This is a genomic window from Maricaulis sp. D1M11, from assembly GCF_047308265.1.
GTDB lineage: Bacteria > Pseudomonadota > Alphaproteobacteria > Caulobacterales > Maricaulaceae > Maricaulis.
The window spans coordinates 43411-65277 of the sequence record NZ_JBKQWY010000001.1 but is presented as its reverse complement, the minus strand read 5'-3'; the positions used below and the strand labels follow the sequence as shown (position 1 = coordinate 65277).

The 21867-nt window shown below is 59.0% G+C and carries 28 protein-coding genes and 1 tRNA gene; 12 read left to right on the top strand and 17 right to left on the bottom strand.

Features of this window, described 5'->3' with window-relative positions:
• Nucleotides 1–25: 25 nt before the first annotated feature.
• The 5 genes from RMQ97_RS00345 to RMQ97_RS00325 all read left to right on the top strand — a co-directional run bounded on the left by RMQ97_RS00345 (nt 26) and on the right by RMQ97_RS00325 (nt 4212).
• Nucleotides 26–1351 (top strand): COG4223 family protein, encoded by a 1326-nt coding sequence (locus RMQ97_RS00345; protein WP_413658834.1) that lies wholly within the window; start codon nt 26–28, stop codon nt 1349–1351.
• Nucleotides 1348–2814, top strand: a complete 1467-nt coding sequence (locus RMQ97_RS00340; RefSeq protein WP_413658833.1) for a heme biosynthesis protein HemY — start codon at nt 1348–1350, stop codon at nt 2812–2814. Before RMQ97_RS00345 ends, RMQ97_RS00340 begins: the two co-directional genes overlap by 4 nt.
• Nucleotides 2811–3464 (top strand): uridine kinase, encoded by a 654-nt coding sequence (locus RMQ97_RS00335; RefSeq protein WP_413658832.1) that lies wholly within the window; start codon nt 2811–2813, stop codon nt 3462–3464. Before RMQ97_RS00340 ends, RMQ97_RS00335 begins: the two co-directional genes overlap by 4 nt.
• Before the next feature lie 92 nt (nt 3465–3556).
• Nucleotides 3557–3632: transfer RNA gene (locus RMQ97_RS00330), tRNA-Thr, on the top strand.
• A gap of 223 nt (nt 3633–3855) precedes the next feature.
• A complete protein-coding gene (locus tag RMQ97_RS00325) occupies nt 3856–4212 on the top strand; it encodes a hypothetical protein (RefSeq protein WP_413658831.1) in 357 nt (118 codons plus the stop codon).
• On the opposite strand, the gene RMQ97_RS00320 is transcribed toward RMQ97_RS00325, so the two are convergent.
• From RMQ97_RS00320 to RMQ97_RS00300, 5 genes are all read right to left on the bottom strand, one after another.
• Nucleotides 4209–5063, bottom strand: coding sequence for a hypothetical protein (locus RMQ97_RS00320; RefSeq protein ID WP_413658830.1), 855 nt, complete (start codon nt 5061–5063; stop codon nt 4209–4211). The two genes, RMQ97_RS00325 and RMQ97_RS00320, sit on opposite strands and share 4 nt — an antisense overlap.
• Before the next feature lie 2 nt (nt 5064–5065).
• Entirely contained in the window at nt 5066–5398 is a 333-nt protein-coding gene (locus tag RMQ97_RS00315; RefSeq protein ID WP_413658829.1) for a trypco2 family protein, read from the bottom strand.
• A 104-nt stretch (nt 5399–5502) separates the two neighbouring features.
• Nucleotides 5503–5874 (bottom strand): hypothetical protein, encoded by a 372-nt coding sequence (locus tag RMQ97_RS00310; protein ID WP_413658828.1) that lies wholly within the window; start codon nt 5872–5874, stop codon nt 5503–5505.
• A 29-nt stretch (nt 5875–5903) separates the two neighbouring features.
• Nucleotides 5904–6161 (bottom strand): hypothetical protein, encoded by a 258-nt coding sequence (locus RMQ97_RS00305; RefSeq protein ID WP_413658827.1) that lies wholly within the window; start codon nt 6159–6161, stop codon nt 5904–5906.
• Entirely contained in the window at nt 6161–6382 is a 222-nt protein-coding gene (locus tag RMQ97_RS00300) for a hypothetical protein (RefSeq protein ID WP_413658826.1), read from the bottom strand. The genes RMQ97_RS00305 and RMQ97_RS00300 overlap by 1 nt, the downstream gene beginning before the upstream one ends.
• Nucleotides 6383–6446: 64 nt before the next feature.
• Between RMQ97_RS00300 and RMQ97_RS00295 the strand changes: the two genes are divergently transcribed.
• Nucleotides 6447–6659 (top strand): hypothetical protein, encoded by a 213-nt coding sequence (locus RMQ97_RS00295; RefSeq protein WP_413658825.1) that lies wholly within the window; start codon nt 6447–6449, stop codon nt 6657–6659.
• A gap of 115 nt (nt 6660–6774) precedes the next feature.
• Complete coding sequence (locus RMQ97_RS00290) at nt 6775–7209, top strand: hypothetical protein (protein ID WP_413658824.1); 435 nt, start codon at nt 6775–6777, stop codon at nt 7207–7209.
• 40 nt (nt 7210–7249) lie between these two features.
• On the opposite strand, the gene RMQ97_RS00285 is transcribed toward RMQ97_RS00290, so the two are convergent.
• Complete coding sequence (locus tag RMQ97_RS00285) at nt 7250–7972, bottom strand: hypothetical protein (protein ID WP_413658823.1); 723 nt, start codon at nt 7970–7972, stop codon at nt 7250–7252.
• Between the two features lie 167 nt (nt 7973–8139).
• On the opposite strand from RMQ97_RS00285, the gene yghU reads away from it, so the two are divergent.
• Both yghU and RMQ97_RS00275 read left to right on the top strand, forming a co-directional pair.
• Nucleotides 8140–8982, top strand: a complete 843-nt coding sequence (gene yghU / locus RMQ97_RS00280; protein WP_413658822.1) for a glutathione-dependent disulfide-bond oxidoreductase — start codon at nt 8140–8142, stop codon at nt 8980–8982.
• A 234-nt stretch (nt 8983–9216) separates the two neighbouring features.
• Complete coding sequence (locus tag RMQ97_RS00275) at nt 9217–10701, top strand: methyl-accepting chemotaxis protein (RefSeq protein ID WP_413658821.1); 1485 nt, start codon at nt 9217–9219, stop codon at nt 10699–10701.
• Nucleotides 10702–10713: 12 nt separating this feature from the next.
• Here RMQ97_RS00275 and RMQ97_RS00270 read toward each other — a convergent pair whose 3' ends face one another.
• From RMQ97_RS00270 to RMQ97_RS00235, 8 genes are all read right to left on the bottom strand, one after another.
• The gene (locus RMQ97_RS00270; protein WP_413658820.1) at nt 10714–13647 is read right to left on the bottom strand and encodes an ATP-binding protein; all 2934 of its coding nucleotides are present in this window, start codon (nt 13645–13647) and stop codon (nt 10714–10716) included.
• A 107-nt stretch (nt 13648–13754) separates the two neighbouring features.
• On the bottom strand, nt 13755–14069 hold the full coding sequence (locus RMQ97_RS00265; RefSeq protein ID WP_413658819.1) for a DUF1244 domain-containing protein: 315 nt from the start codon (nt 14067–14069) through the stop codon (nt 13755–13757).
• Entirely contained in the window at nt 14059–14544 is a 486-nt protein-coding gene (gene bfr, locus RMQ97_RS00260) for a bacterioferritin (protein ID WP_413658818.1), read from the bottom strand. The genes RMQ97_RS00265 and bfr overlap by 11 nt, the downstream gene beginning before the upstream one ends.
• Before the next feature lie 101 nt (nt 14545–14645).
• Nucleotides 14646–14846, bottom strand: coding sequence for a bacterioferritin-associated ferredoxin (locus tag RMQ97_RS00255; RefSeq protein WP_413658817.1), 201 nt, complete (start codon nt 14844–14846; stop codon nt 14646–14648).
• A gap of 120 nt (nt 14847–14966) precedes the next feature.
• Nucleotides 14967–15383 (bottom strand): response regulator, encoded by a 417-nt coding sequence (locus RMQ97_RS00250; protein WP_413658816.1) that lies wholly within the window; start codon nt 15381–15383, stop codon nt 14967–14969.
• 94 nt (nt 15384–15477) lie between these two features.
• Nucleotides 15478–16359, bottom strand: a complete 882-nt coding sequence (gene folD, locus RMQ97_RS00245; protein WP_413658815.1) for a bifunctional methylenetetrahydrofolate dehydrogenase/methenyltetrahydrofolate cyclohydrolase FolD — start codon at nt 16357–16359, stop codon at nt 15478–15480.
• Nucleotides 16340–16675: a DUF167 domain-containing protein gene (locus RMQ97_RS00240; protein ID WP_413658814.1), complete on the bottom strand. Its 336-nt coding sequence runs from the start codon at nt 16673–16675 to the stop codon at nt 16340–16342. Before RMQ97_RS00240 ends, folD begins: the two co-directional genes overlap by 20 nt.
• 14 nt (nt 16676–16689) lie before the next feature.
• Nucleotides 16690–17013, bottom strand: coding sequence for a YggT family protein (locus RMQ97_RS00235; protein ID WP_413658813.1), 324 nt, complete (start codon nt 17011–17013; stop codon nt 16690–16692).
• 194 nt (nt 17014–17207) lie between these two features.
• On the opposite strand from RMQ97_RS00235, the gene RMQ97_RS00230 reads away from it, so the two are divergent.
• A complete protein-coding gene (locus tag RMQ97_RS00230) occupies nt 17208–17837 on the top strand; it encodes a helix-turn-helix domain-containing protein (RefSeq protein ID WP_413658812.1) in 630 nt (209 codons plus the stop codon).
• A 59-nt stretch (nt 17838–17896) separates the two neighbouring features.
• Nucleotides 17897–18373 (top strand): hypothetical protein, encoded by a 477-nt coding sequence (locus RMQ97_RS00225; RefSeq protein ID WP_413658811.1) that lies wholly within the window; start codon nt 17897–17899, stop codon nt 18371–18373.
• A gap of 11 nt (nt 18374–18384) precedes the next feature.
• On the opposite strand, the gene RMQ97_RS00220 is transcribed toward RMQ97_RS00225, so the two are convergent.
• Nucleotides 18385–18660: a 4a-hydroxytetrahydrobiopterin dehydratase gene (locus tag RMQ97_RS00220; RefSeq protein WP_413658810.1), complete on the bottom strand. Its 276-nt coding sequence runs from the start codon at nt 18658–18660 to the stop codon at nt 18385–18387.
• Nucleotides 18661–18671: 11 nt separating this feature from the next.
• Nucleotides 18672–19670 carry a biotin synthase BioB gene (bioB, locus tag RMQ97_RS00215; protein WP_413658809.1) on the bottom strand — a complete coding sequence of 333 codons (999 nt, stop codon included), beginning with the start codon at nt 19668–19670 and terminating at the stop codon, nt 18672–18674.
• Here bioB and RMQ97_RS00210 point away from each other — a divergent pair.
• Nucleotides 19669–20079, top strand: coding sequence for a VanZ family protein (locus RMQ97_RS00210; protein WP_413658808.1), 411 nt, complete (start codon nt 19669–19671; stop codon nt 20077–20079). The genes bioB and RMQ97_RS00210 overlap by 2 nt on opposite strands.
• A 101-nt stretch (nt 20080–20180) precedes the next feature.
• Here the strand turns inward: RMQ97_RS00210 and RMQ97_RS00205 are convergent, their stop codons facing one another.
• Nucleotides 20181–21785 (bottom strand): alanine/glycine:cation symporter family protein, encoded by a 1605-nt coding sequence (locus RMQ97_RS00205; RefSeq protein WP_413658807.1) that lies wholly within the window; start codon nt 21783–21785, stop codon nt 20181–20183.
• Between the last annotated feature and the right edge of the window lie 82 nt (nt 21786–21867).

Sequence of the window (21867 nt, the reverse complement as noted above, 5' to 3'; positions counted from 1 at the left end):
CGCGTTCAACGAATCGCGGCGAGCCATGTCCAAACATTCTGATGCGATCGACCCGGAACCGGTCGATGTCGATTTCGAGCCTGCGGCGGATGCGCCGGACGCAGATGAGCGCCCGCCCGTACGAGGCGTCGGTTTGCCCGTCGTGCTGTTTTTCTTTTTGCTGTCCACGCTTGGCGGAGCGGTGCTGGGATATGGCGCGCACTTTGTGCAGCCGGCTCCGGCAACCCAGCTGGAGGCGGGCTCCGATCCGCAGGTGAGCGCGGCGGCGTTTGCGGCTCTGCAGGCGCGTCTGACCGAGCTCGAGGCCCGGCCTGAACCGCGCTTCGACAGCTCCGCCTTGGATGCGGAGATGACAGACTTTTCTGATCGGCTGACGGCCATTGAAGCCCGGTCCGTCACCCGTGAGGGCGACGGAGGCGAGACAAGCACCGTGGGTGTTGCCCCTGCCATTGTCGAGGCGTTGGAGGCTCGGGTGAGTGCATTGGAGGCGGCGCCCGAACCGACCGCACAGCAGCCTGAAGTGCGCCCGGCAGATCTTGAAGCACTCAGTGTGCAAATTGGTGCTCTGGGTCAAAGGATCGGCACGCTTGAAGGCGTGGTGAGTGATCTCGATGCTCGTGTCACCCAATTGCCCATTAGAGATGACCAGACGGCGTCGTCTGAAGTGGCCGAAGCTGTGGATCTGTCGCCTCTTGTCGCGCGAATTGAGCGTCTGGAGCAGGCACCCGTACCGGAAACAGATGTGTCCGATGTGGAAGACCGGCTTGTTACACTCACGCGTCGGATCGACCGGGTGGATAGCCGGATGGACGATCTGGCCGGGCAGACTGCGGCGACCGGCACGGATCCCGATCGTCAGCTCGCCTCACGCGCCCTGGCGCTGACCGCCTTGCTGGATCGGGCGGAGACGGACCAGCCTTTCGAGGCTGAGCGTGCAGCGCTTGCCCGTATCTGGCGTCGCCAGCCCGATCTGGATTCCCTGCGCGATTTTTCCCGAACGGGAGTCGCGACCCGCGATTCGATCCGGGCGGATTTCCCTGAAGAGCTGATCCTGGCTGCGGACAATGATGGTGAGGCCCTGTTCGGACTAATCCGTTATCGTCAGACCCACGCCGATGAGGCGGATGCCGTCGGTGCGCTGGCTCTGGTGCCGTTGATCAAGGCGCGCCTTGCTGATCAGGACCTGGAGGGCGCGATCCTTCTCACCGAACGCCTGCCTGAGGCCTCGCTTGCCGCAGCCCGGGACTGGCTGCTACAGGTGCGGGCGCGTCAGTCCGTTGATGATCACCTGGCCGCGCTCTCCGATGACTTGACCCGTCAGGCCCTGGACATGGAAGAGGACCCGTCATGATCCGCTTGATCCTGGCTGTCGCCTTTGCGATTTTCACCGCCGCGCTGGGAGCATTCCTGGCGCTCAACCCCGGCACGGCGCAGTTCCAGTTTCTGGGCTGGCAAGCCGAGCTGCCCTTTGTCGTCGCAGCTGGCGGGATCATCGTATTCGCCTTCCTGTTTCTGGTGATCTGGTGGCTGGTCTTCATTCTGTGGACCTCCCCGGACAAGCTGCGCGCCTATAACAAGCGCCGCCAGCGTGAAAAAGGGTATGACGCGCTCGAGCGGGCTCTGATTGCTTCTGCGGCTGGAGAGGGTGAAGCCGCTGTGCGCCAGGCGGCGCGGGCCGATGCCCTGCTCGAACGACCGGCCCTGTCGCGTCTTCTGGCGGCACGGGCGGCGGAAGCCGCAGGCAATGTGGAGGGTGCCGAAGCGCATTACGAAGCACTTCTGGAGGATCCTAAAACCCGTCTCGTGGCTCGCCGTGGACTGGCTCAGCTGGCGCATGATCGCGGCGACCATCGCGACACCGCCCTGCATGCCCGTGACGCGTTCGACCGGTCACGCGATGCACACTGGGCGTTCGAGGCCCTGTTTGATGCGCAACTCGCTGAGGCACGCTGGGACGACGCCCTGGAGACCCTGGCCGAAGGTGAGCGTCGCAAACAGGTCGGAGCCGATCGCGCCGCGCGGCGTCGTGCTGTCCTGCTGACAGCCTCGGCCCTGGCCTGTGAGACCACAGAGCCGGCCAAGGCGCGTGACAATGCGGACACGGCTTGTCGGGCCGCCCCCGGATTTGCCCCGGCTGCCACGCTGGCCGCGCGCCTGATGGTTCTGGCCCGCCGACACAAGCGCGCCTCCGATCTGCTGGAAACGGCCTGGGCAACGGCGCCCCACCCGGCTCTTGCCCGAGCTTATCGCGATTTGCGCAAATCGGATACTCGGGCCCGCCGGGCCGAGCGCATCAAGGGTCTGGCGGCTTTGAAGCCCGATCATCGTGAGAGCAAGCTTCTTCTGGTGCAGGCCGCGCTGGATGATGGAGATGCCCGTTTTGCGCGGTCGCTGCTGGACCCCTTCCTTAATGACGCTCCTGTGAGTGCGCGATTGTGTGCTCTGGCAGCCCGGCTGGCCCGTCTGGAGGGAGAGGATGAGCAGGCGCGTCGCTGGATGACACGCGCGGCTCACGCTCCTGCCGAGGCTGACTGGTCGGATATGGATCCGGACGGTCGGGCATTTCCCTATGATGAGACGGACTGGATCCGCATGGTCTATGTCTTCGGCGATGAAAACCGGTTGATCCATCCGCGCTATGAACGTTTTGAAGGCGCGATCGAGGCGGTTCCGGAAACGGCTTTGCTGGATGCCCCGAAAAAAGCTCCGCGGTTTGTCGAGCCTGCCCAGACGGTGGATCCAAGCGACCTGCCACGCTTGCCCGATGATCCGGGTGTGCCGGGCGAGGACGAAGAGGATGGTCGGGCCGCATGACGACGCCTGTTTTTATGCTGGGGGTTACGGGGGGCTCAGCCTCCGGGAAAACCCGCCTGGCCGACGCGCTGGCCGAATTATTCGAACCCCTGGGCGGCTATGTCCTGTCCGAGGATGACTACTATATCGACGCGTCGGAATTCGAAGACTTCGATGCGGACACCTTCAATTTTGATGAGCCGGCATCAAAAGATCACCGCCTGCTGGCCCAACATCTGCGTACACTGAAATCCGGGGCGAGTGTCGAGGCTCCTCTTTATGATTTCACCACGCACACGCGGCGGGATGTGTCAGCTCGCCGTGTGCCAGCCCGGATACTCATCGTCGAAGGCCTGCACATCTTCTGCACTCCGGAACTGGCGGATATCTTTGATCTCAAAGTCTATGTCAGTGCGGGTGAACCGATCCGCCTCGCCCGCCGCGTGGCGCGGGACGTCGCCGAGCGGGCCCGCACGGAAAGCTCTGTTCGTGAACAGTTTGCGCTCAACGTCCAGCCCATGCATGCGCTGCATGTCGAGCCGCAGAAAACCTGTGTCGATCTGCTCCTGGAGAACAAGGGAGATCCGGATTTTAAGGCCATGGCGCGCCGTGTGGCCGGCCTGTGTCCGTCGGATATCGGGGTGGAAATCAATCTGAAGACAGGGGTGTAGCGCGCGCTGATTCCGGTCTTGCCCTTGGCATCATTCGCGGTTAGTTTCCGCCGCCTCCGACCGGGGAAACCGGGTCGGTCCACAAGTGGTAGGCCGCTTTAGCTCAGCTGGTAGAGCAACGCATTCGTAATGCGTAGGTCGCGTGTTCAAGTCACGCAAGCGGCACCATCTCTCCCTCAAAAACACAGACACCTACGGTACGCAGTAGCCAATTGGCTCCGAGTTTTTGTGCGGCAACCGGCTCAACATCCAGACACTTTCTATGTGTGTCGAGGACCTGAGCGAGCCCAATCGCCCCGCAATCTGCAGACGAGATCGAACCCCTTCAAACTGACTCGTGTTGACTCCGACTGTCTTCGAGTTACAAAGTTAATTTTGAGAAATTCTGAAAGTGGATGAAGTGGCAATGTCAAAACCGTGCTCGGTGAACATAAACAAAGATGCGTCTGTCGAGGGACTACACGAAAAACTAGAGAAATTGGCGCATGGGCGGGCAACCAATGTCTCAAATATTGCATCAAAGATTATTACTCATGCAGCTAATAATCAGGCGGCGTACAAACCGCCGCTCAAATCGCCAGGCACTCACCCGGGCAAACACATTAGTGCTAAAGTCACTGAGCAGGTTCGTGACGCATTGAACGAATGGTCGAAAGCGCAAGGCTCGACTCGTAACAAATGGTGTTGTTTTATACTTCAAAAAGCACTTGAGAATGGAGACATCGAGAACATTATAGACGGGAGTTAATACAAGTATTCGAAGCCTCCACTTTGTTCCACGATTTCAGTAATGGTCATTCCTAACAGAGTGCGCTCATGCGTTGACTGGTACATCAATCCCGCTTTTACGAGCGTTAGATAGTCTTTTTGATACCATGCATGATGCCCGCTCTCCGCGTTTAATCTTTGACCAGACTTCCCTCCTGCCAGAGCAGCCATTAGCCGCGATTTCCGCACAGCTCGCGTCAACTCAGAATGATGCTCCGCTAGCGCGCTACAATACTCAGGACAATTTAGAATATCATGAGCCGGAATTACTTCGAGATGCCTTGATTTCCCCATTGCGTTACGAACAGTCCTAACCACCCCAAATGCCAAGGATGGCATTTTAGTATCTTCAGTGACCATTGGTGCGCCAGAGAGTCCGCCCCATTCCGGGTTTTCATCGGGGTCCACATCAGTATCCACTTGGATAAAGTCTTGCCCCTCAACATAGCTATGCGCAGTACCAAAAAGGGATATAGCAGATCGTTGATTATCGACCTTTGCTCCCTCTGGAAAACCCCTTGTTGCACAGCGAGTTCCAGATTGAGGCAGTTCGCTACTCAGTCTGATCATCCATTGGGAAGAATAATCAGTGACCAGAATCACTGCAATGTCACTATTTTTGCATTCGCCAACTATAGTGGTTTCGAATTCACAGTTGGGTTCGTTTTCACTTGGTCGCGCGCGAATGTCGCTAAGCCGTTGGTCACGGTAATATAAACCATGCTTGCAAGTCAGGGCGAGTATGTTTGAGACAAAAAAAGCGGTGCAAACGCCGATCTTCCCGTCAGAGCGTCGGCCACGCAATTCAACTATGCATTGACGCCAGCTCACGACTATTCGTCAACGCCGCCGATATCTTTCTTGGAGCCGGTTTTATCGACAACGCCTAGGGTGAGAGAGAGTTTCTGAGTAGATACTGACGATACCTCTCCGCTAGCGCTGGCACTCAGAATATACCACTTCATGCCTACCTCTCCACCAGCTTTGCTCGCCGCAACCATCGTGAGTTCAAGTTGGGCTTTCTCTATGCGCAGTTTGAGCTCAGAATCGCTACCTTCGTTTTCCACTTGCAGAAGATCACTTCTGAGTTGGTTCAAGCTGTCCGCCAAGCCGAGAAATCGATTATCGGTACTCAAATGCGCCTCTCTTCTTTCGAAAACGCTCACAAACTCGGTCAAACCATTACAAAAGAGTGAGATGCGAGCAAGTAATTTATCCCGTTGCGAAGCGCATATGCGCTTGCCCAGCTAACAACGGCCCGCTGGCACCCTTAGTGGACGGTGGCCCGGTTGCGGGCGAGGAGGTTCCAGCTTGCGCGGAACATGCCGTAGCCCAAGAGCGCCTCACGCCCGAACCGGTCGATGCCGAGGCGGTAGCCGACCTCGGGCGTGCGGGCCATGTCGATCCAGACCTTGCGGTTGCCACAGCGGTGCGGGATCAGCCCGACGAGGCCGCCAAGGCGCGCCTCCTGGACACCGTAGAAGCGCGCGAAGCGGATCACGTCCCGAGGCCTCGGCCAGCCGTCGCCGTCCGGGTGCTCCGCCGCCCATGCGACCAGCGCAGTGTGGGTCAGCCGCGTGGCGTCATCGAACACCACGCTGTAGCCGTCGAAGATCCACTCATCCCGCTCGATCTGCGTCATCTCAGCAAGGAAGGCTGGGCGCGCAGGCGTCATGCGGGGCTGCCGCCCCGGGTCATGCCGAGCACGTTCACGGCGTCCCCGTCGAAGTAGGTGTCCACGTGGGAGCCGCCCGCCGTGGCGGCGACCTCAATGGTGGCGAAGCCGTCGAAGGGCGTGTTCGCTCCGGGCACCAGCGCGTTGGCCGTGGCGATGGCGGCGGCGGGACCAGCGGCGTAAACGAGGGCGGCACGCGCGCCGTGTGGGTTGCGCTGGTTCTCGCGCTCGCGGTGGATCAGGTAGAGGGGCATCACTGGGCTTCCTTCTTGTCTAAGGCTTGCTTGACGCGGGACAGCGGGTCGCCACGCCCGGTCTGGAACTGGCGGTTGCGGTTCAGGGCCTCCTGCGTGGCCAGCTTCACGCGGGTGACGGCCTCCTGCACGGCCCGCGTCTCCTCGCCGCAGAGCCGCTCCGCCAGCTCGGCGGAGCTGAACGGGCGGGACCGTGCGGGCATCCGGTCGATGATCGTCACGAGGGCCGCACCCAGCACCTTGTTCTTGGTGGCGCCGGCCTCCGATGCGGCGTTTAGCTCTCGGATGTACGCCCAGCGCGCATCCTCGCTGTTGGCCGCGACCTCGGTGCGGGCCTTCGCCGTGACCTTGCGGGCGGCGCTGAGGGTGATCGAGGCTTACGAGATCTCCTGGCGCCGGGCCTGCCGTCTGGTCAATACATCTACTCACAGCATCGGCTTCATCGTTTCCCGACTGTATGTAACTGTCCCGGTTCATGGCTCGATACTGGCTCAGTAGACGTATGGGTATCGAGAGCAATGCTGACACACGCCCGGTTCTGCAATTGCTGATGGCTGTGTCGGGAGACAGATGGCAGCATGGCGCAACACAACATGGTGCCGGGGAGAGTTGCATGCCTGTTCTTGTTGAGGCCTTGACCATTATTGTTCGCAAAGCGGCCGTGGAGGCCCTGCCCGATGGCGGTGAGCGTCTGGATGGACGTCTCAAAGGCACGCCAAGTCAGCGTAATGATGGCGAGCTGTATGCCTGCACATTGGTCACGCCGGAAGATGTACAGGCCTTTGCCAAGAGCCTGGAAGACGAAGGTCTTGTGCTTGTCGAGGACAAGAAGGCCCGGGATTTCTGCATTGTTGACCAGAATGACGGCCCGACACTGCCGTGTGACTGGCTGGAGCTGATGCACTATCCGTGGCAGGACAAACCTGATCAGTTGATCCTGATCGCCCGGCAAACCGGCTCCCGCGTGGCGCGTGTGTCCATGCCCGCCGAGTGGGATTGGGATCGCTCGATGAGCAAGAATGCCCAGCGCACATCTGTCCCAGACTGACCTGGATCCTGGACCAGATCGGTGCTGACCGGCGCGTGTTCTACGCGGTCGTCAGCCCGTATTTGATACTGATCGCGATAATGCCTGCAATCTGGGTTAGAGCGTGCATCAGTGTGTTGAGTGTGAGTGCGATCGCTGCAATTCCGACCGACCGAACGAGGCGACCCGTCGGGGTTCTGCCCGGTCTGCCGCCTCGATAGAGGGTTTGGGTATCGACCAGGAAGGCGACGAGGCCGATCACCATCCCGAAATAGGTCACCCACCCCGGATCCATCAGTGACATGCCGGGAAGAATGATCAGCATCATCGATGCACTCGGGATCATCATGGCAAAGCCGTAGCGAACGCGCAGGCTGAATGTGGTGGGACGCCCCCAAAGCCGAAAGAGGGGCAGGATCAGCAGGAATGTTGCAAGCTGGACGATGGGAAATACCGCAAAGATCAAAACAGCGGCTTCCTCACCCAACTGCTGATAGGTCATGTCGGGCCCAAGAATGAGGCCGGCATTCTCAAAACCGTTCGTATAGGCCGCGACAAGCGGTGATTGACTGCCGATCCAGAAGACCTGCAGAAGCGATGAGACGGCGATGAGGGACAGCCAGAGCCTGACGGATGGTGTGTATCGGTCGAGCCAGTCGGCACTATCAGCCGCTTCGAAAAACCGGGCCGGGTTCAGCCATAGCGTGATGATTGACCGCAGGCCCATAATGTTCAGGCCAAACAGATCGCCTGCCAGTTCATCAATGGTGATCTTGGATGTCATGTCCGCCTCCCCTGTATTGCAGTGCTACGGGGTATGCGGGCTGGCGTCCATAGATGCGAATCGAGGGCGCAGATACACGGCTTCGTGATCTGGTGCTTTTTAGGGCTCCGTCTTGAACTGTCGCGGGCTGTTCTTAGGTTACCATCGGTAACCACCGGGGAAATCTCATGACTGACACCACTTACACACCGCCGAAGGTCTGGACCTGGGACGAGGCCAGCGGCGGGCAGTTTGCCAATATCAACCGGCCGATCGCGGGAGCGACACACGACAAGGCCCTGCCCGTGGGCGAGCATCCGTTCCAGCTCTATTCCCTGGCCACGCCCAATGGTGTGAAAGTCACCATCCTCTTCGAGGAATTGCTGGAAAAGGGCATTACGGACGCAGAGTATGATGCCTGGCTGATCCGTATTACCGAGGGTGAGCAATTCTCCTCCGGTTTTGTCGATATCAATCCCAATTCCAAAATTCCCGCCCTGCTGGACCGGAGTGGTGACACGCCGGTTCATTTGTTCGAGTCCGGCTCCATTCTGATGCACCTGGCCGAGAAGTTTGGTGAATTCCTGCCGCAATCAGGCCCGCAACGCGCGGAAGTGCTGAACTGGCTCTTCTGGCAAATGGGATCTGCCCCCTTCCTGGGCGGCGGATTTGGACATTTCTATGCCTATGCGCCGGAGAAGTTTGAATACCCGATCAATCGCTACGCGATGGAAGTCAAACGTCAGATGGATGTGCTGGACCGTACCCTGGCCGAGCGTGAGTTCATCGCCGGGGATGACTACTCCATTGCCGATATGGCGATCTGGCCGTGGTATGGCGGATTGGCCCGGGGTGTTCTCTATGAGGCCGCGGAATTCCTCTCCGTTCATGACTACAAGAATGTCCAGAGGTGGACCGAAACCATCCATGCCCGACCGGCCGTAAAACGCGGTATTCGCGTTAACAAATCCTGGGGCGATGAAGCGACCCAGCTCCATGAACGTCATAGCGCGGCCGATTTCCTTCGCTAGACGGATAAACCGGACATAAATTACTGAATAACGGCTGAGGGCATCAACCTTCGGCCGTTTTTTGTTGGAAGCTCGCATGATAACGGAATGCAGACTTGCTCAACAAAACCAGACATTGTGGATGGTTATATTTCAGTACATTTAGTAGGGTCGAAGTATTGGTCATGTTAAGAAACCGGAAACCGGAATCTTGTTCATCTTGATATGATTATCAAGTTGGGGTGAGAATTGGCTATGTTAACATTTGGTCGGTCGGAAGACGCAGCAGTGAATGTGATGGACGCCCTGGAGAAATCCCAGGCGGTCATTGAATTCAAACCGGATGGCACAATCCTGCGGGCCAATGCCAATTTCCTTGGCGCAGTGGGCTATAGCCTCAATGAGATCAAAGGCCAGCACCACTCGATGTTCATGGGTGAAGGCGAGGCTGACCGCGACTCGTATCGCCAGTTTTGGCGGGATCTGGCCGCTGGCGAATTCAAGAGTGATGAGTTTCGACGGTTTGGCAAGGATGGCCGTGAGATCTGGATCCAGGCCAGCTATAACCCCGTGACCAATGATCAGGGTGACGTCTACAAGGTCGTCAAGTTTGCGACCGACATCACGGCGCGCAAGCTGGCTGACGCTCGGATTGCTGGCAAGATTGAAGCCCTTGGGCGCGCTCAGGCTGTGATCGAGTTTGACCTCGAGGGGCGTATTCTCGATGCCAACGAGAATTTTCTGAGCGCGATGGGGTATTCTCTGGACGAGATCCAGGGCGAGCATCACGCGATCTTTGTGGATCCCGACTTTGCCCGAACAACAGAGTACAAGACGTTCTGGGCCGACCTGGCGCAAGGCAAGTTTCATTCGGGAGAGTTTCGCCGGGTCAACAAGGCCGGAGAGGATGTCTGGATCCAGGCAATCTATAACCCGATCTATGACATGAACGGCCGGATCGACCGTGTGGTGAAATTTGCAACTGACATTACAGACCGTGTCACCCGAAACCAGCAGCGCGATGCGGCCGTGAAGGCAATCGATGCGGAACTCTCAAGCATTGCTGCGACCGTGACTCAGTCGGCAGCCCGGGCAACCGGCATGGCGTCGACATCCCAGCAGACCTCGGCCTCGGTTCAGGGCATTGCAGCGGGTATTGAGGAACTCGCCGCGTCCGCTGGTGAGCTGGCGGGACAGCTTGATCGAACCACGGCCATTACGCAGTCTGCTGTGGAACGCGCGAAGGCCACCAATCAGGTTGTCGGTGGGTTGTCAGAGGGCGCCCGCAAGATTGGTGAAGTCGTCGCCTTGATTAATGGGATTGCTGAACAGACCAATCTGCTTGCTTTGAATGCCACGATCGAAGCGGCCCGCGCGGGCGAGGCCGGCAAGGGTTTTGCTGTTGTGGCCTCTGAAGTGAAAGGTCTGGCCACTCAGGCTGCCAAGGCGACAGAACAAATTTCCTCGCAGATCGAGAACATGCAGGACACCACCCGCAGTGCTGTCGATGCCATCGATCAGATCACCGCAACGATTGGCGAGATCGACCAGGTCGCCACATCGGCGGCTGAAGCTGTCGACCAGCAGACACAGGTGACTTCGGAATTGTCCGGTAACATGCAGGAAGTCGCGTCCGGGGTCGATTCCATGAGCACGGGTGTGAACGAAGTGGCCCAGGCGAGTGAGGCGCTGGACCGCTCTACCCGGGCCTTGAAAGAGGAAACCCGCCAGATTGCCTGACGGGAACCGCGTCTAGTCCACAGTTACCGGTGTTATCCGGGCCAAAACAGCTTCGACTTCTGCGAGATCGAGGGGTTTTGTCAAAAACCCGTCGGCTCCGATGCTCAAAAGAGCCTCGCGCGCATCGGGCGTTGCATCGGCGGATAGAGCATAGATCGGAATGTTGGCCCAGGGCTGGTCTGAGGCGCGGATGGCCCGGATCGCATCATCGCCGGACATGACGGGCATGTGCACATCCATCAAAATCAAATCAAAGCTCTGGCTCTGCAGCATCTGCAAGGCTTCCTCGCCATTGCCGGCGAGGTCGCAGCCCAGTCCCAGCTTGCGGATCAGAGCAGACACCACAATCTGGTTGGTGGCGATGTCGTCGACCACGAGAACCCGTCCCGTCCGTTTGGCTGTGCTGACGGAATTAGGCTTGCGGATGCGATCGGTTTGAGCCTCAGCATCGGAAGATGCTGTCTGTCCCTGTGCGGACGGCAAGGGCAGGATTACGGTAAAACGCGACCCCTGGCCAACCTGACTGGTCAGGGTGATTTGACCACCACAAAGCTCGATGATCTCGCGTGTAATGGCCAGGCCGAGCCCTGTCCCGCCATGTTCGCGGGTAAAGCTCTCGTCAACCTGAGAGAAGCGCCCGAAGATCTTGTCCTGCTGATTATCGGGGATACCCCGACCGGTATCCGTGACTTCCAGAACCAGTCCGTCTTTCGTGTCGGAGATCGCAAGCACGACCTCGCCAAAATCGGTGAACTTGACAGCATTGCCGATGAGATTGATCAGAACCTGACGAATGCGCTTGGCATCTCCCAGATAAGCCTGTCCCTCGGGCAGAGTCGTGTCGAGCTGGAGATCGATACCCTTTTCCATGGCGTTGGCGCTAAGCATGTTCAGGACGCCGGTCCCGATCTCAACGGGTGAGAAAGGATGGCTTTCCAGCACCAGGGCCCCTGCCTCGATCTTGGACAAATCGAGAATGTCTTCGATGAGATCGAGGAGGGCAGTGCCTGAGTCTTCAAGTGTGGACACGTAACGGTTTTGCTCGGCATTGAGCGGTGTGTCCGCCAGCAATTGCGCCATGCCCAAGACGCCGTTCAGCGGAGTGCGAATTTCGTGACTCATATTCGCCAGGAATTGGGACTTCGCCAGATTGGCGGCTTCAGCATCGCGGCGTTTTTGATCCAGTTCGGCCTCATACTGGCGCCGTTGCGTGATGTCCTGGAATGATCCGACAAGGCGCACGACTTGGCCGCGTTCAAAGACAGGCTTGCCCACCGCGCGGACCCAGATCGACCGCCCCTTCGCGGTGACAAACGGAAGTTCGAGATCCCAGCTGGCCCCGGTTTTCAATCCCCGCTCGACGGCCTCTGTCATGGTCTGGCGGGCCTCGGGGGCATAGAAATTGATGGCGCTTTCCAGGTCCGGTGTGTACTGGCTGTCGACCTCATGGATCTTGCGCGTCATGGCATCCCAGCTGGGTTGCCCGTCTGGAAGGTTGACTTCCCACGAGCCAATACCGCCGAGCTCAGTCACCGCTTGCAGTCGATCTTTCACCCGGGCATGAGCTCGCTCAACCCGAACACTGTCCGTGATATCCCGCGTCCATCCCGCCATGCGGGTCAGGCGGCCCTCTTCGTTGCGATAAGCACGACCCACCGTGTGGACGTGGATGTAATGTCCATCCGTGTGCTGGTGACGATAGCGAGCGTCAAAGACCTCGTTCTCGCCTCGCACCAACGCATCCAGCTTGACGTCAACGCGTTCCAGGTCATCGGGATGGATGGGCCCTCTCATGGTGCCGCGGGGAACGATGGTGAACGCTTCATCCTTCGTTATCTGCGACTCGAGCCCGATCATGTGCATCAAGTTCAACGACGCTGCGAGCTCGTTTCGTTCGAGGTCCAGCTCCCAGATTCCGACCCCGGATCCGCGAACAGCCAGGTCATAGCGTCGATGAGTAAGGGCCAGAGTGTTGGCCATCGCTTGGCGTTGGGTCTCATGGGCCTCGGCCTGCAGGAGGCTGGAGAGCAAGGTCTGAACCGGGCGACAGGTTTGTGCAATCTCGGGCGAGAAGCCACCGGCGCGATTGAAAAGACCCACCCAGCCAATCTGCTGGTCTCCATCTCGCAAGGGCAGGCCCAGGGCGTTGTCAAAAGGTGTGCCGAGTTCGGAAAGTGTCGCGTGATCATAGATCCGCTGGCCGGCCAGCAAGGACGGCAAAGTCTTCTGGACATCATGCAGGCGTGAGATGGCAATTCGAACATCAGACTCGGCCATCGAGCCAGTGGAGAGCGCCAGCAAGCTGGGCACGCCATCGATACGGGCGATGAATCCGGCTTCAGACTGCGTATATCGTCTCAGTGCGGCCAGCAGGTCGGGAAAGACATCCGCGTCCGGTGACAGCAATCGCGCGCTTTGCGCCTCGGTAATGGCGGCCAGGAGGTAAGAGAGCTGATTGCTGTTTTTGAGTGCGGAACGGGAGACAAGATGCTCTTCCACCACACGCGCCAGGGCTCGTAATCGCTCGAGGGCGGCATCGGATATCGACAGGGCCTCGTCATGGATCACACACAACGTGCCGATCTTGTAGCCGTCGGGCTCGCGCAGTGGAACACCAGCATAGGTGCGAATATGGGGTGCGCCTGTGACCAGGGGATTATTGGCGAAGAGCGGATCTGCCAAGGCGTCCGGGACAATGTACACATCATCCTTCTGGATCGCATGGTGACAAAACGCGATGTCGCGCGGGGTCTCAGTCGCTGGAATACCGATATTGGACTTGAACCACTGGCGATCCCGGTCGACCAGCGAAACGGCAGCCATGCGCGCGCCTGTCAACGCGACGGCCAGATCCGTGATCGCGTCGAATTCCTCCTCCGGCTCCGTGTCGAGCAGGTTGAGGGCATAAAGTGCGTCCAGGCGCAGGTTTTCAGTATCCGCAGACATTCAGCCCATCCCGCTTTGAGTCTGCAAAGACTAACGAGGGGATGCTTTAGCGTCTATTAAGCAACCGGAGCGCGGGCAGGTCGCACAACTGCAATTGAAGCCAGGCGTCAGGAAGCGTCAGTCTTGCGTGCCTTGAATGCGGCCATCTGCTGATCGCTGGCCGGCAGCTGGAACTGGTCTTTCCAGTCCGCGTAAGACATGCCGTACACCCGCTCACGGGCAGAGGCATCATCAATGTCGAGCCCGTGCTCGTCTGCGGCTTCGCGATACCATCGCGAGAGACAGTTCCGGCAGAAATCGGCCAGGATCATCAGATCGATATTCTGCACATCCTTGCGGGCATCAAGATGAGCCAGAAGCCGCCGAAACGCAGCGGCATCCAGCGCATCTTGTTGTTCGGGCGTGAGATCCTCAGCCTTCATGCTGACCCGGCTCCATCTGCGACTGCATATATCGTTCTTCACCGATCTTGCTGATCAGGTCCAGCTGGGTTTCGAGGAAGTCGATATGCTCTTCTTCGGATTTGAGGATGTCGACCAGCAGTTGGCGGCTCACGAAATCCTGGACCTGTTCGCAATGAGCGATGGCTTCCACATAATAGGGATGAGCCCGGTGCTCGATCTTCAGATCGCATTCCAGACACTCTTTCAGGGTCTCGCCGATATAGATCTTTGCCAGGTCCTGAACATTGGGCAGACCTTCGAGATAGAGAATGCGGTCAATAAGCGCGTCCGCATGTTTCATCTCGTCGATGGATTCTTCGTACTCGATCTTGGCGATCTTGCCAAAACCCCAGTCCTTGAACATGCGGGCATGGAGGAAATACTGGTTCACGGCAGCCAGTTCGAGCTTCAGCGCACCGTTCAGATATTCAATGACTTTTGCGTCGCCCTTCATGCGGACCTCCCTCGGTTTCAGGAGGGCCCAATCTAGTGACAATTCGCCTGTGGCCAAGCACTATCTTTGCAAGTGAAACTTCGACGCGATTGCGGAAAAATCTATTCTGCGGCTTCGTTCAGCGTGTCATCGCGACTGATCTGGACGGAGGAAATGATCTCCGTGACATCTGGAATGCAGCGGCCGCATTTGGGGCGGGCAGCGCAGCGCTGAAACACCTTGGCCGCAGAGGTCGCATCCGGATGGGATGCGGCCTGGGCCAGGTCGCGATCGCGCAGGGCATTACAGATGCAGACATACATGGGCAAAACGCCTTGTTGAGAACGTTTCCCAATGTGGTGTTTATGCGAATGACTGTCAACTACATAAAACATGCGACGCAGTTGCAAACTGTCGCATCCCGGTGAGGGACCGAAGACCGCTCAGAGCGTGAAGACGTCGCTTTGGGCAACCGTTTCCCGGATGAGCCCTGCCACTTCGACCGGCGGCGCGCCCTTCTTGCTTCGAAAACTCTTATTCTTGTCGAGGCTGGGTGTGTCGGACGGCAAATAGGTGCTGTCGATACTGATGGAACCGGAGAGAACAAGAATGGGCGTATCGCCGCTGGCGCGCTTGGTCGTCTCCCAGGTCTCGGACGGGTGAATGCTGTCGGGCAGGCGCAGATCCAGAAGAATGAGGTCAAACTCGTCCTTGTCGAGACGCTTTTGAGCATCCTTCAACGTACGGACCACTTCAAAGGCGATACCGAAATCGCCGGCTTCGCAGACGGCATTCTGCACCAGGAGTGCATCGGCGAAATCGTCTTCAATGTGCAAGACGCGTAATTCGGACTGAGCCATGATTTTCCCTCCCCATGGTGGACAGGTATACCATGAGAGCTGTCACTGAACCGTTTACGCAACCGGATGAGATTGAGTGATTGTGTCGTTTCGCTCAGGCGAGGCCGGCTCGCATGGCGGCGGCTGTGACTGTATTGTCCAGAAGCATCGCAATCGTCATCGGACCGATACCGCCCGGAACAGGGGTGATCCAGCCCGCATGTCCCACGATCTCGTCGAAGGCGGCATCGCCCACAAGGCGGGTCTTGCCGGCGCCGCGCTCGGGCGCATCAATGCGATTGATGCCAACATCCAGCACACAGGCGCCCGGTTTGACCCAATCGCCCTTGATCATCTGCGGGCGACCCACAGCGGGCACCAGAATATCGGCGGTTCGGCACAAGCCCGGCAGGTCGGCTGTCCGCGAATGTGCGATGGTCACGGTGCAATTCTGTTCCAGGAACAGCAGGGCGGCAGGCTTACCGACCAGAATCGAGCGACCGACCACAACAACATTCTTGCCGGACAGGTCGCCTAGGGCCCTCTTGGCCAGCTCGACACAACCTGCCGGGGTGCAGGGCCTAAGCCCGGGTTTGCCCAGCACCAGGCGTCCGGCACTGGTTTCGGTCAGGCCATCGACATCCTTGTCCGGATGGATTTCACCGATCACCCGATTGGCATTGATGTGGTCGGGCAGAGGCATCTGAACCAAAATGCCATCGACACTGTTATCGTCATTCAGCTCGCGCACTATGGCGATCGCCTCGTCTTCGGTCAGGCTGGCGGGTTTGCGGATCTCGATCGAGGTGAGACCGGCGGCCTCGGTCCGGCGTACCTTGTTACGGACATAGACATCGCTGGCCGGATCGTCGCCGATCAGGACCACGGCGAGGCAGGGTGCGCGTCCCAGCGTCTGGGCGACGATCTTGCCCCGTTCTCCGGCGCGGGCATCGATTTCAGCGGCAACGGCTTTGCCGTCAATCAGGATTGCGCTCATGGGGCCAGGCCTCCAATTGTCTGGTCAATTGTGATTTCGCCTCTCCCTCTACCCGGATTCGGACCGTTTTGAGGCGTGAGGCGTGCCCTTTCTCCAGCAAAATACTGGATTTGGGGCGCTTGAACTGTTTCGCCAGCAAGGCGATCAAAGCTGTGTTGGCCTTGCCCTTCTCGGGACGGGCCGTGACCCGTGCAGACAGTGCGTGAGCGGTATCATCAATGTTTGTGATCTGCCCCAGCTCAGACTTGCGCGCATTGGGGGTCAATCGGATGTGAAGCAGAATACCGTCATCACACACAGACCAGGCGGGCTTCATCCGCGGACCTGTGGCTAAAGAATGCGCATCAGCGTCGGCAGCACATAGCCCCGCAAGAATTCGATGATCAACAGTGCGACCAGTGGCGAGAAATCCAGCCCTCCGATGAGAGGCAGTACCCGACGGATGGGACGGTAGATCGGTTCGGTCAGCGTGGTGACGATGCGCCAGACCGTGGCGACGAACGGGTTATAGGTGTTGATCACATTGAACTGGATCAGCAGGGACATCACAAATCCGATGATAATGATCAGCCAGGCCAGGCTGAGGATCGGATAGAGAAAATAGATCACGATCGCGTCGAAAAGGGACGTATCGGCAATCAGCTGCTGGTTCATGGTGATCGCTTCCTAGCAAAACTCACGTGCTCTTAGCCTGTAACGATACAAAGCGTCCAGATCACCGGCAAGACATCCAGGTGTGCTTGACAGTTAACACGGCAAGCCGCTAGGTCGCTGCCCTCTGGCGTTCGGGACAGGCACAGATCTTACCGTCGCCGGATTTGGACTGACTAGGAAAGGTGTCCGTCGACATGAAGCGTCGCTGGATCGAGGCCTTGGAGAGAGATGATTGGCCGCAGGCCTTGCGATCCTTCAGGACTATGGCGAGTGTCAATCAGGTATCGCTGGCTGATATGCTAGGTGTCAGCCAGGCCTATGTCTCCCGTCTGGAGGCCGGTCAGGTGGATCCACCGGAGGATATCCGCCTGCGTATTCGCCGTGTTCTACAGGATCCAGCCTATCAAAGCGTACTGGATTTCGTTTTGACCGGTGTGCGCCGCAGCCCTCAGATCATATGTGTGCTCGCGCTTGATGGTGATCGCCTGGTTTATCGCGCCTTGTCGGAAGGCTTCCGGGCTCACCCGCAGTTTCAGAGTCTGAGCGAGAATGAACCGGTCGAGGCGGGTTTCGTGATCGATGGTGAAATCCTCACAAGCGATCTGCTGGCGAGTGGTGCCTTTTCTGGCGATCTGGAAACTATGGATGCGATCTGGCGGGCGCAGCGCGAGGGTGTGGAGCGGGCCTGGCGGGCCATCAACACGCCTATTCGCGCCGAGAACGGTCTCTGGCTGTTACATTGTCAGATGTCGGAATTGCCGCTGGATGAGTATGAGCGCCTGTCAAAGCGCCGGGCACCCATCATTCTGACTCCGTACAATTAAGATCGAATTCGAACGAATTCCGGAAATCTTCTTTCAGCCCGTCCTGCTATACCGGGCTCATGACCCAATTGCGCCGACATAAACGCCTGATCCTGACCGGCCTGAGTGCCCTCATGCTCTCAGGCCTGAGTGCTACGCCTGGATATGCCCTGGTGGGTGGCGGTGCAGAACCCGCGCCTGCGCCGGCAGCGGATGATGGGCGGCGGCGCAATCTCACCTCGTCCACCACGTATCTGCCGCTGGCGCCGCTCGCCACGACGGTGCAGGCGAATTTCCGCCATCGCGGCATGTTGCAGATCGAGGCGGGGCTGGAGTTCGAGACAACAGCAGACCGTGCCCGGGCCGAGCGTTACATGCCGCGCCTTCGCGACGCCTATGCCTCGGCGCTCAGCCACTTTGCCGGTGCCAATTACCGTTTCGGTGATGTGCCCGATACTGACCGGCTAGCCGAGCTGCTGCAGGACGCGACGGATCACGTCCTGGGTGCGGATAAGGGAGAGGTCCTGCTGGCGGCAGTGATGGTGCACGCCGACTAGCGCGCCTTGCGTCAGGCCAGAGAGTCCATGAAACCGGCCAGCTCAAGATCGAGCGGGGTGAGCCCTCCGGCATCATGCGTGGTTAAAACCACATCGACGCGATTCCACACATTGAACCATTCCGGATGATGATTGAGCGTCTCGGCCTTGAGCGCGACACGGCTCATGAAACCGAATGCCGCGTTGAAATCTTCAAAGGTGAAAGTTCGGGTGATGGCCGGGCGGCCCTCCACCGCCGACCATCCGGTCAGCTTGTCAAGGACATCCTGGGTCTCGAGCGTTGCCATGAGGGTCGGTCCTATTCTGCGGGAGCGGTGGGCAGGGGCATGGCTTCCAGGCCCAGATCCGCGAACAGGGCCGCATCCTGCTGGGTGTCCGGATTGGGCGTGGTGAGCAATTCCTCACCGACAAAGATGGAGTTGGCGCCCGCGAGGAAGGCCAGGGCCTGCAATTCACGGCTCATGGTCTCGCGGCCTGCAGACAGGCGAACCATCGATTGAGGCAGCAGGATCCGGGCGGTGGCAATCGCACGAATGAATTCGATGCCGTCGAGCGGTTTGGAATTGCCTAGCGGGGTGCCCGGAACCGCCACGAGCTGGTTGATCGGAACGCTTTCAGGCTGAGGGTCCAGATTGGCGAGCTCGGCCAGTAGGCCGATACGGGCGTTCTGATCCTCGCCCATGCCGATGATGCCACCGGTGCACACGTTCAGACCGGCACCGCGAACACGCGACAGAGTGTCCAGACGGTCCTGATAGGTCCGTGTCGAGATTACGCGGCCATAGTCTTCAGGCGCGGTGTCCAGATTGTGATTGTAGTAATCCAGACCCGCGTCAGCGAGTTTCTCGGCCTGGCCGTCGGTGAGCATGCCCAGGGTGACACAGGTTTCCATCCCCATGGCCTTGACGCCGGAGATCATGTCGCAGACCGCGGCTTCGTCACGCGGCTTGAGTTCACGCCAGGCGGCGCCCATGCAAAAGCGGGTCGCGCCGCCGGCCTTGGCCTTCTCCGCCGCGTCAAGGACCTCGTCGAGCGGCATGAGTTTGGATGCTTTAAGGCCGGTGTCGAAATGGGCAGACTGGTTGCAGTAGCCGCAATCCTCGGCACAGCCACCGGTCTTGATCGACAAAAGCTGGCTGGTCTGGACCTGATTGGGTTGCTGGCTGCGGCGATGCACGGCCTGAGCGGCAAACATCAGATCATTGAAGGGAGCGCGATAGACTTCGGCCGCCTCTTCCCGTGTCCAGTTGGTGCGGGGCGTGATAAGGCGGTCAATGTCATTCAGCAATTCGGTCATGGTGAACTCCCAGAAAATGTCGGCGGACCCTAAAAAGCCAAACGCCTCCCGTCCAGACCGCGCACTGCGCTGGGGTGGACGGATCTTGTTCGTGACAGCGGTCGTGTTGATTACCGATTTAGCACTTCAGCCAGGATCTGCCACGCCTCCTCGCATATTCGGTTCAGACAAGGTCGAGCATTTCCTCGCGTTTCTTGTTCTGACCGTCTTGATCCGGCTAGGCTGGCCGCGCCGGTCGCTGATCCTGCTGTCGATCATTGTGCTGAGCTATGGAGCCCTGATCGAGCTGGTGCAGGGCATGGACTGGGTTGGCCGTACATCCTCTGTGGCCGATTTCATTGCCGATGGCGCCGGGGTGGCGGCCGGACTGGCTCTGATCATCGCCCTGTTCCCCCGCCGAACCCGCTGATCTTGCGGCTCCACAATTCGGGATACAGGCCCCTAAAACAGCAGATACAAAAAAGGCCCCGCAGAAGCAGGGCCTTTTCTTTAGTGCGTTGGACAGACCTATCAGTCGTCTTTCTTTTCACCGTCGGTCGGTGTGTCGGTATCCGTCTCTGCCGGCGCATCATCGACGTGGGCGCTGGCGTCATAATCGACATCCAGTCCACCTTCGACAATCTTCGCATCGTGCTCGCGGGTGATCTTGAAGACCGCTGCGGAGAGCATGAGAAGTGCCAGCAGGTTGGGCGCTGCCATGGCCGCATTGGCGATACCACCCAGACGCCAGATCACATCGACCTGTTGCAGGGCGCCGATGAACACGAAGGCAACCCAGACCAGGCGGAATGGCAGGACCGCTTTTTCGCCGAACAGGAAGGCAATGGCGCGCTCGCCATAGTAGGACCAGCCCAAAATCGTGGTGAAGGCGAAGAACATCAGGATGATGGCGATATACCAGTCACCAAAGGGCATGGACGCGGCATAGGCGCCCTGGGTGACCTCAATGCCTTCCAAGCCGGCCTGCCAGGCATAGTCGATGACGTCGCCCGCTTCATTGTACACAAAATCTCCGGTCACCGTGAGGATCACCAGGGCGGTCATGGTGCAAATGACGATGGTGTCGAGGAAGGTACCGACCATGGCGATCTTGCCCTGTTGGACCGGGTCCTTGGTCTGAGCCGCAGCGTGGGCGATCGGGGCTGAACCCTGACCGGCCTCGTTGGAGAACAGGCCCCGTTCCACACCGAAGCGAATGCCTGCGGCGATCGAGGCGCCGAGGAAACCGCCTGCAGCGGCGGCAGGTTCGAACAGGCCTTCAAAGATCGAGAAGAAGGCGGCGGGCACTTCCTGGAAATTGATAACCAGTGTGACGAGGGCGACGGCGACATAGGTGATGGCCATGATGGGCACAACACGACCGGCTACCGAGCCGATGGATTTGATGCCGCCGATGATCACGATGAAGGTCAGAACAGCCAGGATGACGCCGACGATCATTTTCGAGGACAAGGCGTCCGGGTCCATCACCTCGGCATTGCCAAGAGCGGTGACGATACCATTGGTCAGGGAGTTGGACTGGATCATGTTGCCGGTCGCCAGGGCCGAGAACAGCGTACCCACCGCGAACAGAACGGCGAGCCACATCCAGTTTTTACCCAACCCGTTGCGGATATAGTACATCGGACCACCCGCGACTGAGGAGGAGCCATCCTTGGGGTGTTCGCGATAGCGTACGGCAAGCATGGATTCCGAATAGGCCGACGCCATGCCGACCAGGGCCGTGATCCACATCCAGAAAATGGCGGCCGGACCGCCCAGCGTAATCGCTGTGGCCACACCCGCGAGATTGCCGGTTCCGACCTGGCCCGAGAGAGCTGTCGCCAGGGCCTGGAAGGGCGAGATCGCGCCGTCATCATTACCATCACGCTTGGCCAGCAGGGACCGGAAGGCCCGTGGCAGCTGACGCAGCGGCATGAAACGCAGACCGATCATCAGATACAGACCGGTACCCAGGAGGAGGATGGTGATCGGGCCGACCGGCAGAAGCGTGGTGTCGCCCCAATTGCCGCCCCAGAGAAAGTCGCTGAAGGTCTCGATACCGCCGACTACGGTCTCGTAAAGATTGGCAAGCGGACCGGCTTCTTCAGCCGCCGCGCTGGACTCTTGATACATGTACTCGTCCCCTCCCCGGGCGTGATTGATCGTGGGCGCACATTAAGGATTTAAGACACGCTTGGGGAGGGATTTTCTGCAA

Excerpts from the sequence above, each read along its gene's own strand:
- RMQ97_RS00345 (WP_413658834.1), top strand. The coding sequence starts at position 26 with ATGTCCAAACATTCTGATGCGATCGACCCGGAACCGGTCGATGTCGAT.
- RMQ97_RS00340 (WP_413658833.1), top strand. The coding sequence starts at position 1,348 with ATGATCCGCTTGATCCTGGCTGTCGCCTTTGCGATTTTCACCGCCGCG.
- RMQ97_RS00335 (WP_413658832.1), top strand. The coding sequence starts at position 2,811 with ATGACGACGCCTGTTTTTATGCTGGGGGTTACGGGGGGCTCAGCCTCC.
- RMQ97_RS00310 (WP_413658828.1), bottom strand. The coding sequence starts at position 5,874 with ATGACGCAGATCGAGCGGGATGAGTGGATCTTCGACGGCTACAGCGTG.
- RMQ97_RS00305 (WP_413658827.1), bottom strand. The coding sequence starts at position 6,161 with ATGCCCCTCTACCTGATCCACCGCGAGCGCGAGAACCAGCGCAACCCA.
- RMQ97_RS00295 (WP_413658825.1), top strand. The coding sequence starts at position 6,447 with ATGTACGCCCAGCGCGCATCCTCGCTGTTGGCCGCGACCTCGGTGCGG.
- RMQ97_RS00290 (WP_413658824.1), top strand. The coding sequence starts at position 6,775 with ATGCCTGTTCTTGTTGAGGCCTTGACCATTATTGTTCGCAAAGCGGCC.
- RMQ97_RS00285 (WP_413658823.1), bottom strand. The coding sequence starts at position 7,972 with ATGACATCCAAGATCACCATTGATGAACTGGCAGGCGATCTGTTTGGC.
- yghU (WP_413658822.1), top strand. The coding sequence starts at position 8,140 with ATGACTGACACCACTTACACACCGCCGAAGGTCTGGACCTGGGACGAG.
- RMQ97_RS00275 (WP_413658821.1), top strand. The coding sequence starts at position 9,217 with ATGTTAACATTTGGTCGGTCGGAAGACGCAGCAGTGAATGTGATGGAC.
- RMQ97_RS00270 (WP_413658820.1), bottom strand. The coding sequence starts at position 13,647 with ATGTCTGCGGATACTGAAAACCTGCGCCTGGACGCACTTTATGCCCTC.
- RMQ97_RS00265 (WP_413658819.1), bottom strand. The coding sequence starts at position 14,069 with ATGAAGGCTGAGGATCTCACGCCCGAACAACAAGATGCGCTGGATGCC.
- bfr (WP_413658818.1), bottom strand. The coding sequence starts at position 14,544 with ATGAAGGGCGACGCAAAAGTCATTGAATATCTGAACGGTGCGCTGAAG.
- RMQ97_RS00255 (WP_413658817.1), bottom strand. The coding sequence starts at position 14,846 with ATGTATGTCTGCATCTGTAATGCCCTGCGCGATCGCGACCTGGCCCAG.
- RMQ97_RS00250 (WP_413658816.1), bottom strand. The coding sequence starts at position 15,383 with ATGGCTCAGTCCGAATTACGCGTCTTGCACATTGAAGACGATTTCGCC.
- folD (WP_413658815.1), bottom strand. The coding sequence starts at position 16,359 with ATGAGCGCAATCCTGATTGACGGCAAAGCCGTTGCCGCTGAAATCGAT.
- RMQ97_RS00240 (WP_413658814.1), bottom strand. The coding sequence starts at position 16,675 with ATGAAGCCCGCCTGGTCTGTGTGTGATGACGGTATTCTGCTTCACATC.
- RMQ97_RS00235 (WP_413658813.1), bottom strand. The coding sequence starts at position 17,013 with ATGAACCAGCAGCTGATTGCCGATACGTCCCTTTTCGACGCGATCGTG.
- RMQ97_RS00230 (WP_413658812.1), top strand. The coding sequence starts at position 17,208 with ATGAAGCGTCGCTGGATCGAGGCCTTGGAGAGAGATGATTGGCCGCAG.
- RMQ97_RS00225 (WP_413658811.1), top strand. The coding sequence starts at position 17,897 with ATGACCCAATTGCGCCGACATAAACGCCTGATCCTGACCGGCCTGAGT.
- RMQ97_RS00220 (WP_413658810.1), bottom strand. The coding sequence starts at position 18,660 with ATGGCAACGCTCGAGACCCAGGATGTCCTTGACAAGCTGACCGGATGG.
- RMQ97_RS00210 (WP_413658808.1), top strand. The coding sequence starts at position 19,669 with ATGGTGAACTCCCAGAAAATGTCGGCGGACCCTAAAAAGCCAAACGCC.
- bioB (WP_413658809.1), bottom strand. The coding sequence starts at position 19,670 with ATGACCGAATTGCTGAATGACATTGACCGCCTTATCACGCCCCGCACC.
- RMQ97_RS00205 (WP_413658807.1), bottom strand. The coding sequence starts at position 21,785 with ATGTATCAAGAGTCCAGCGCGGCGGCTGAAGAAGCCGGTCCGCTTGCC.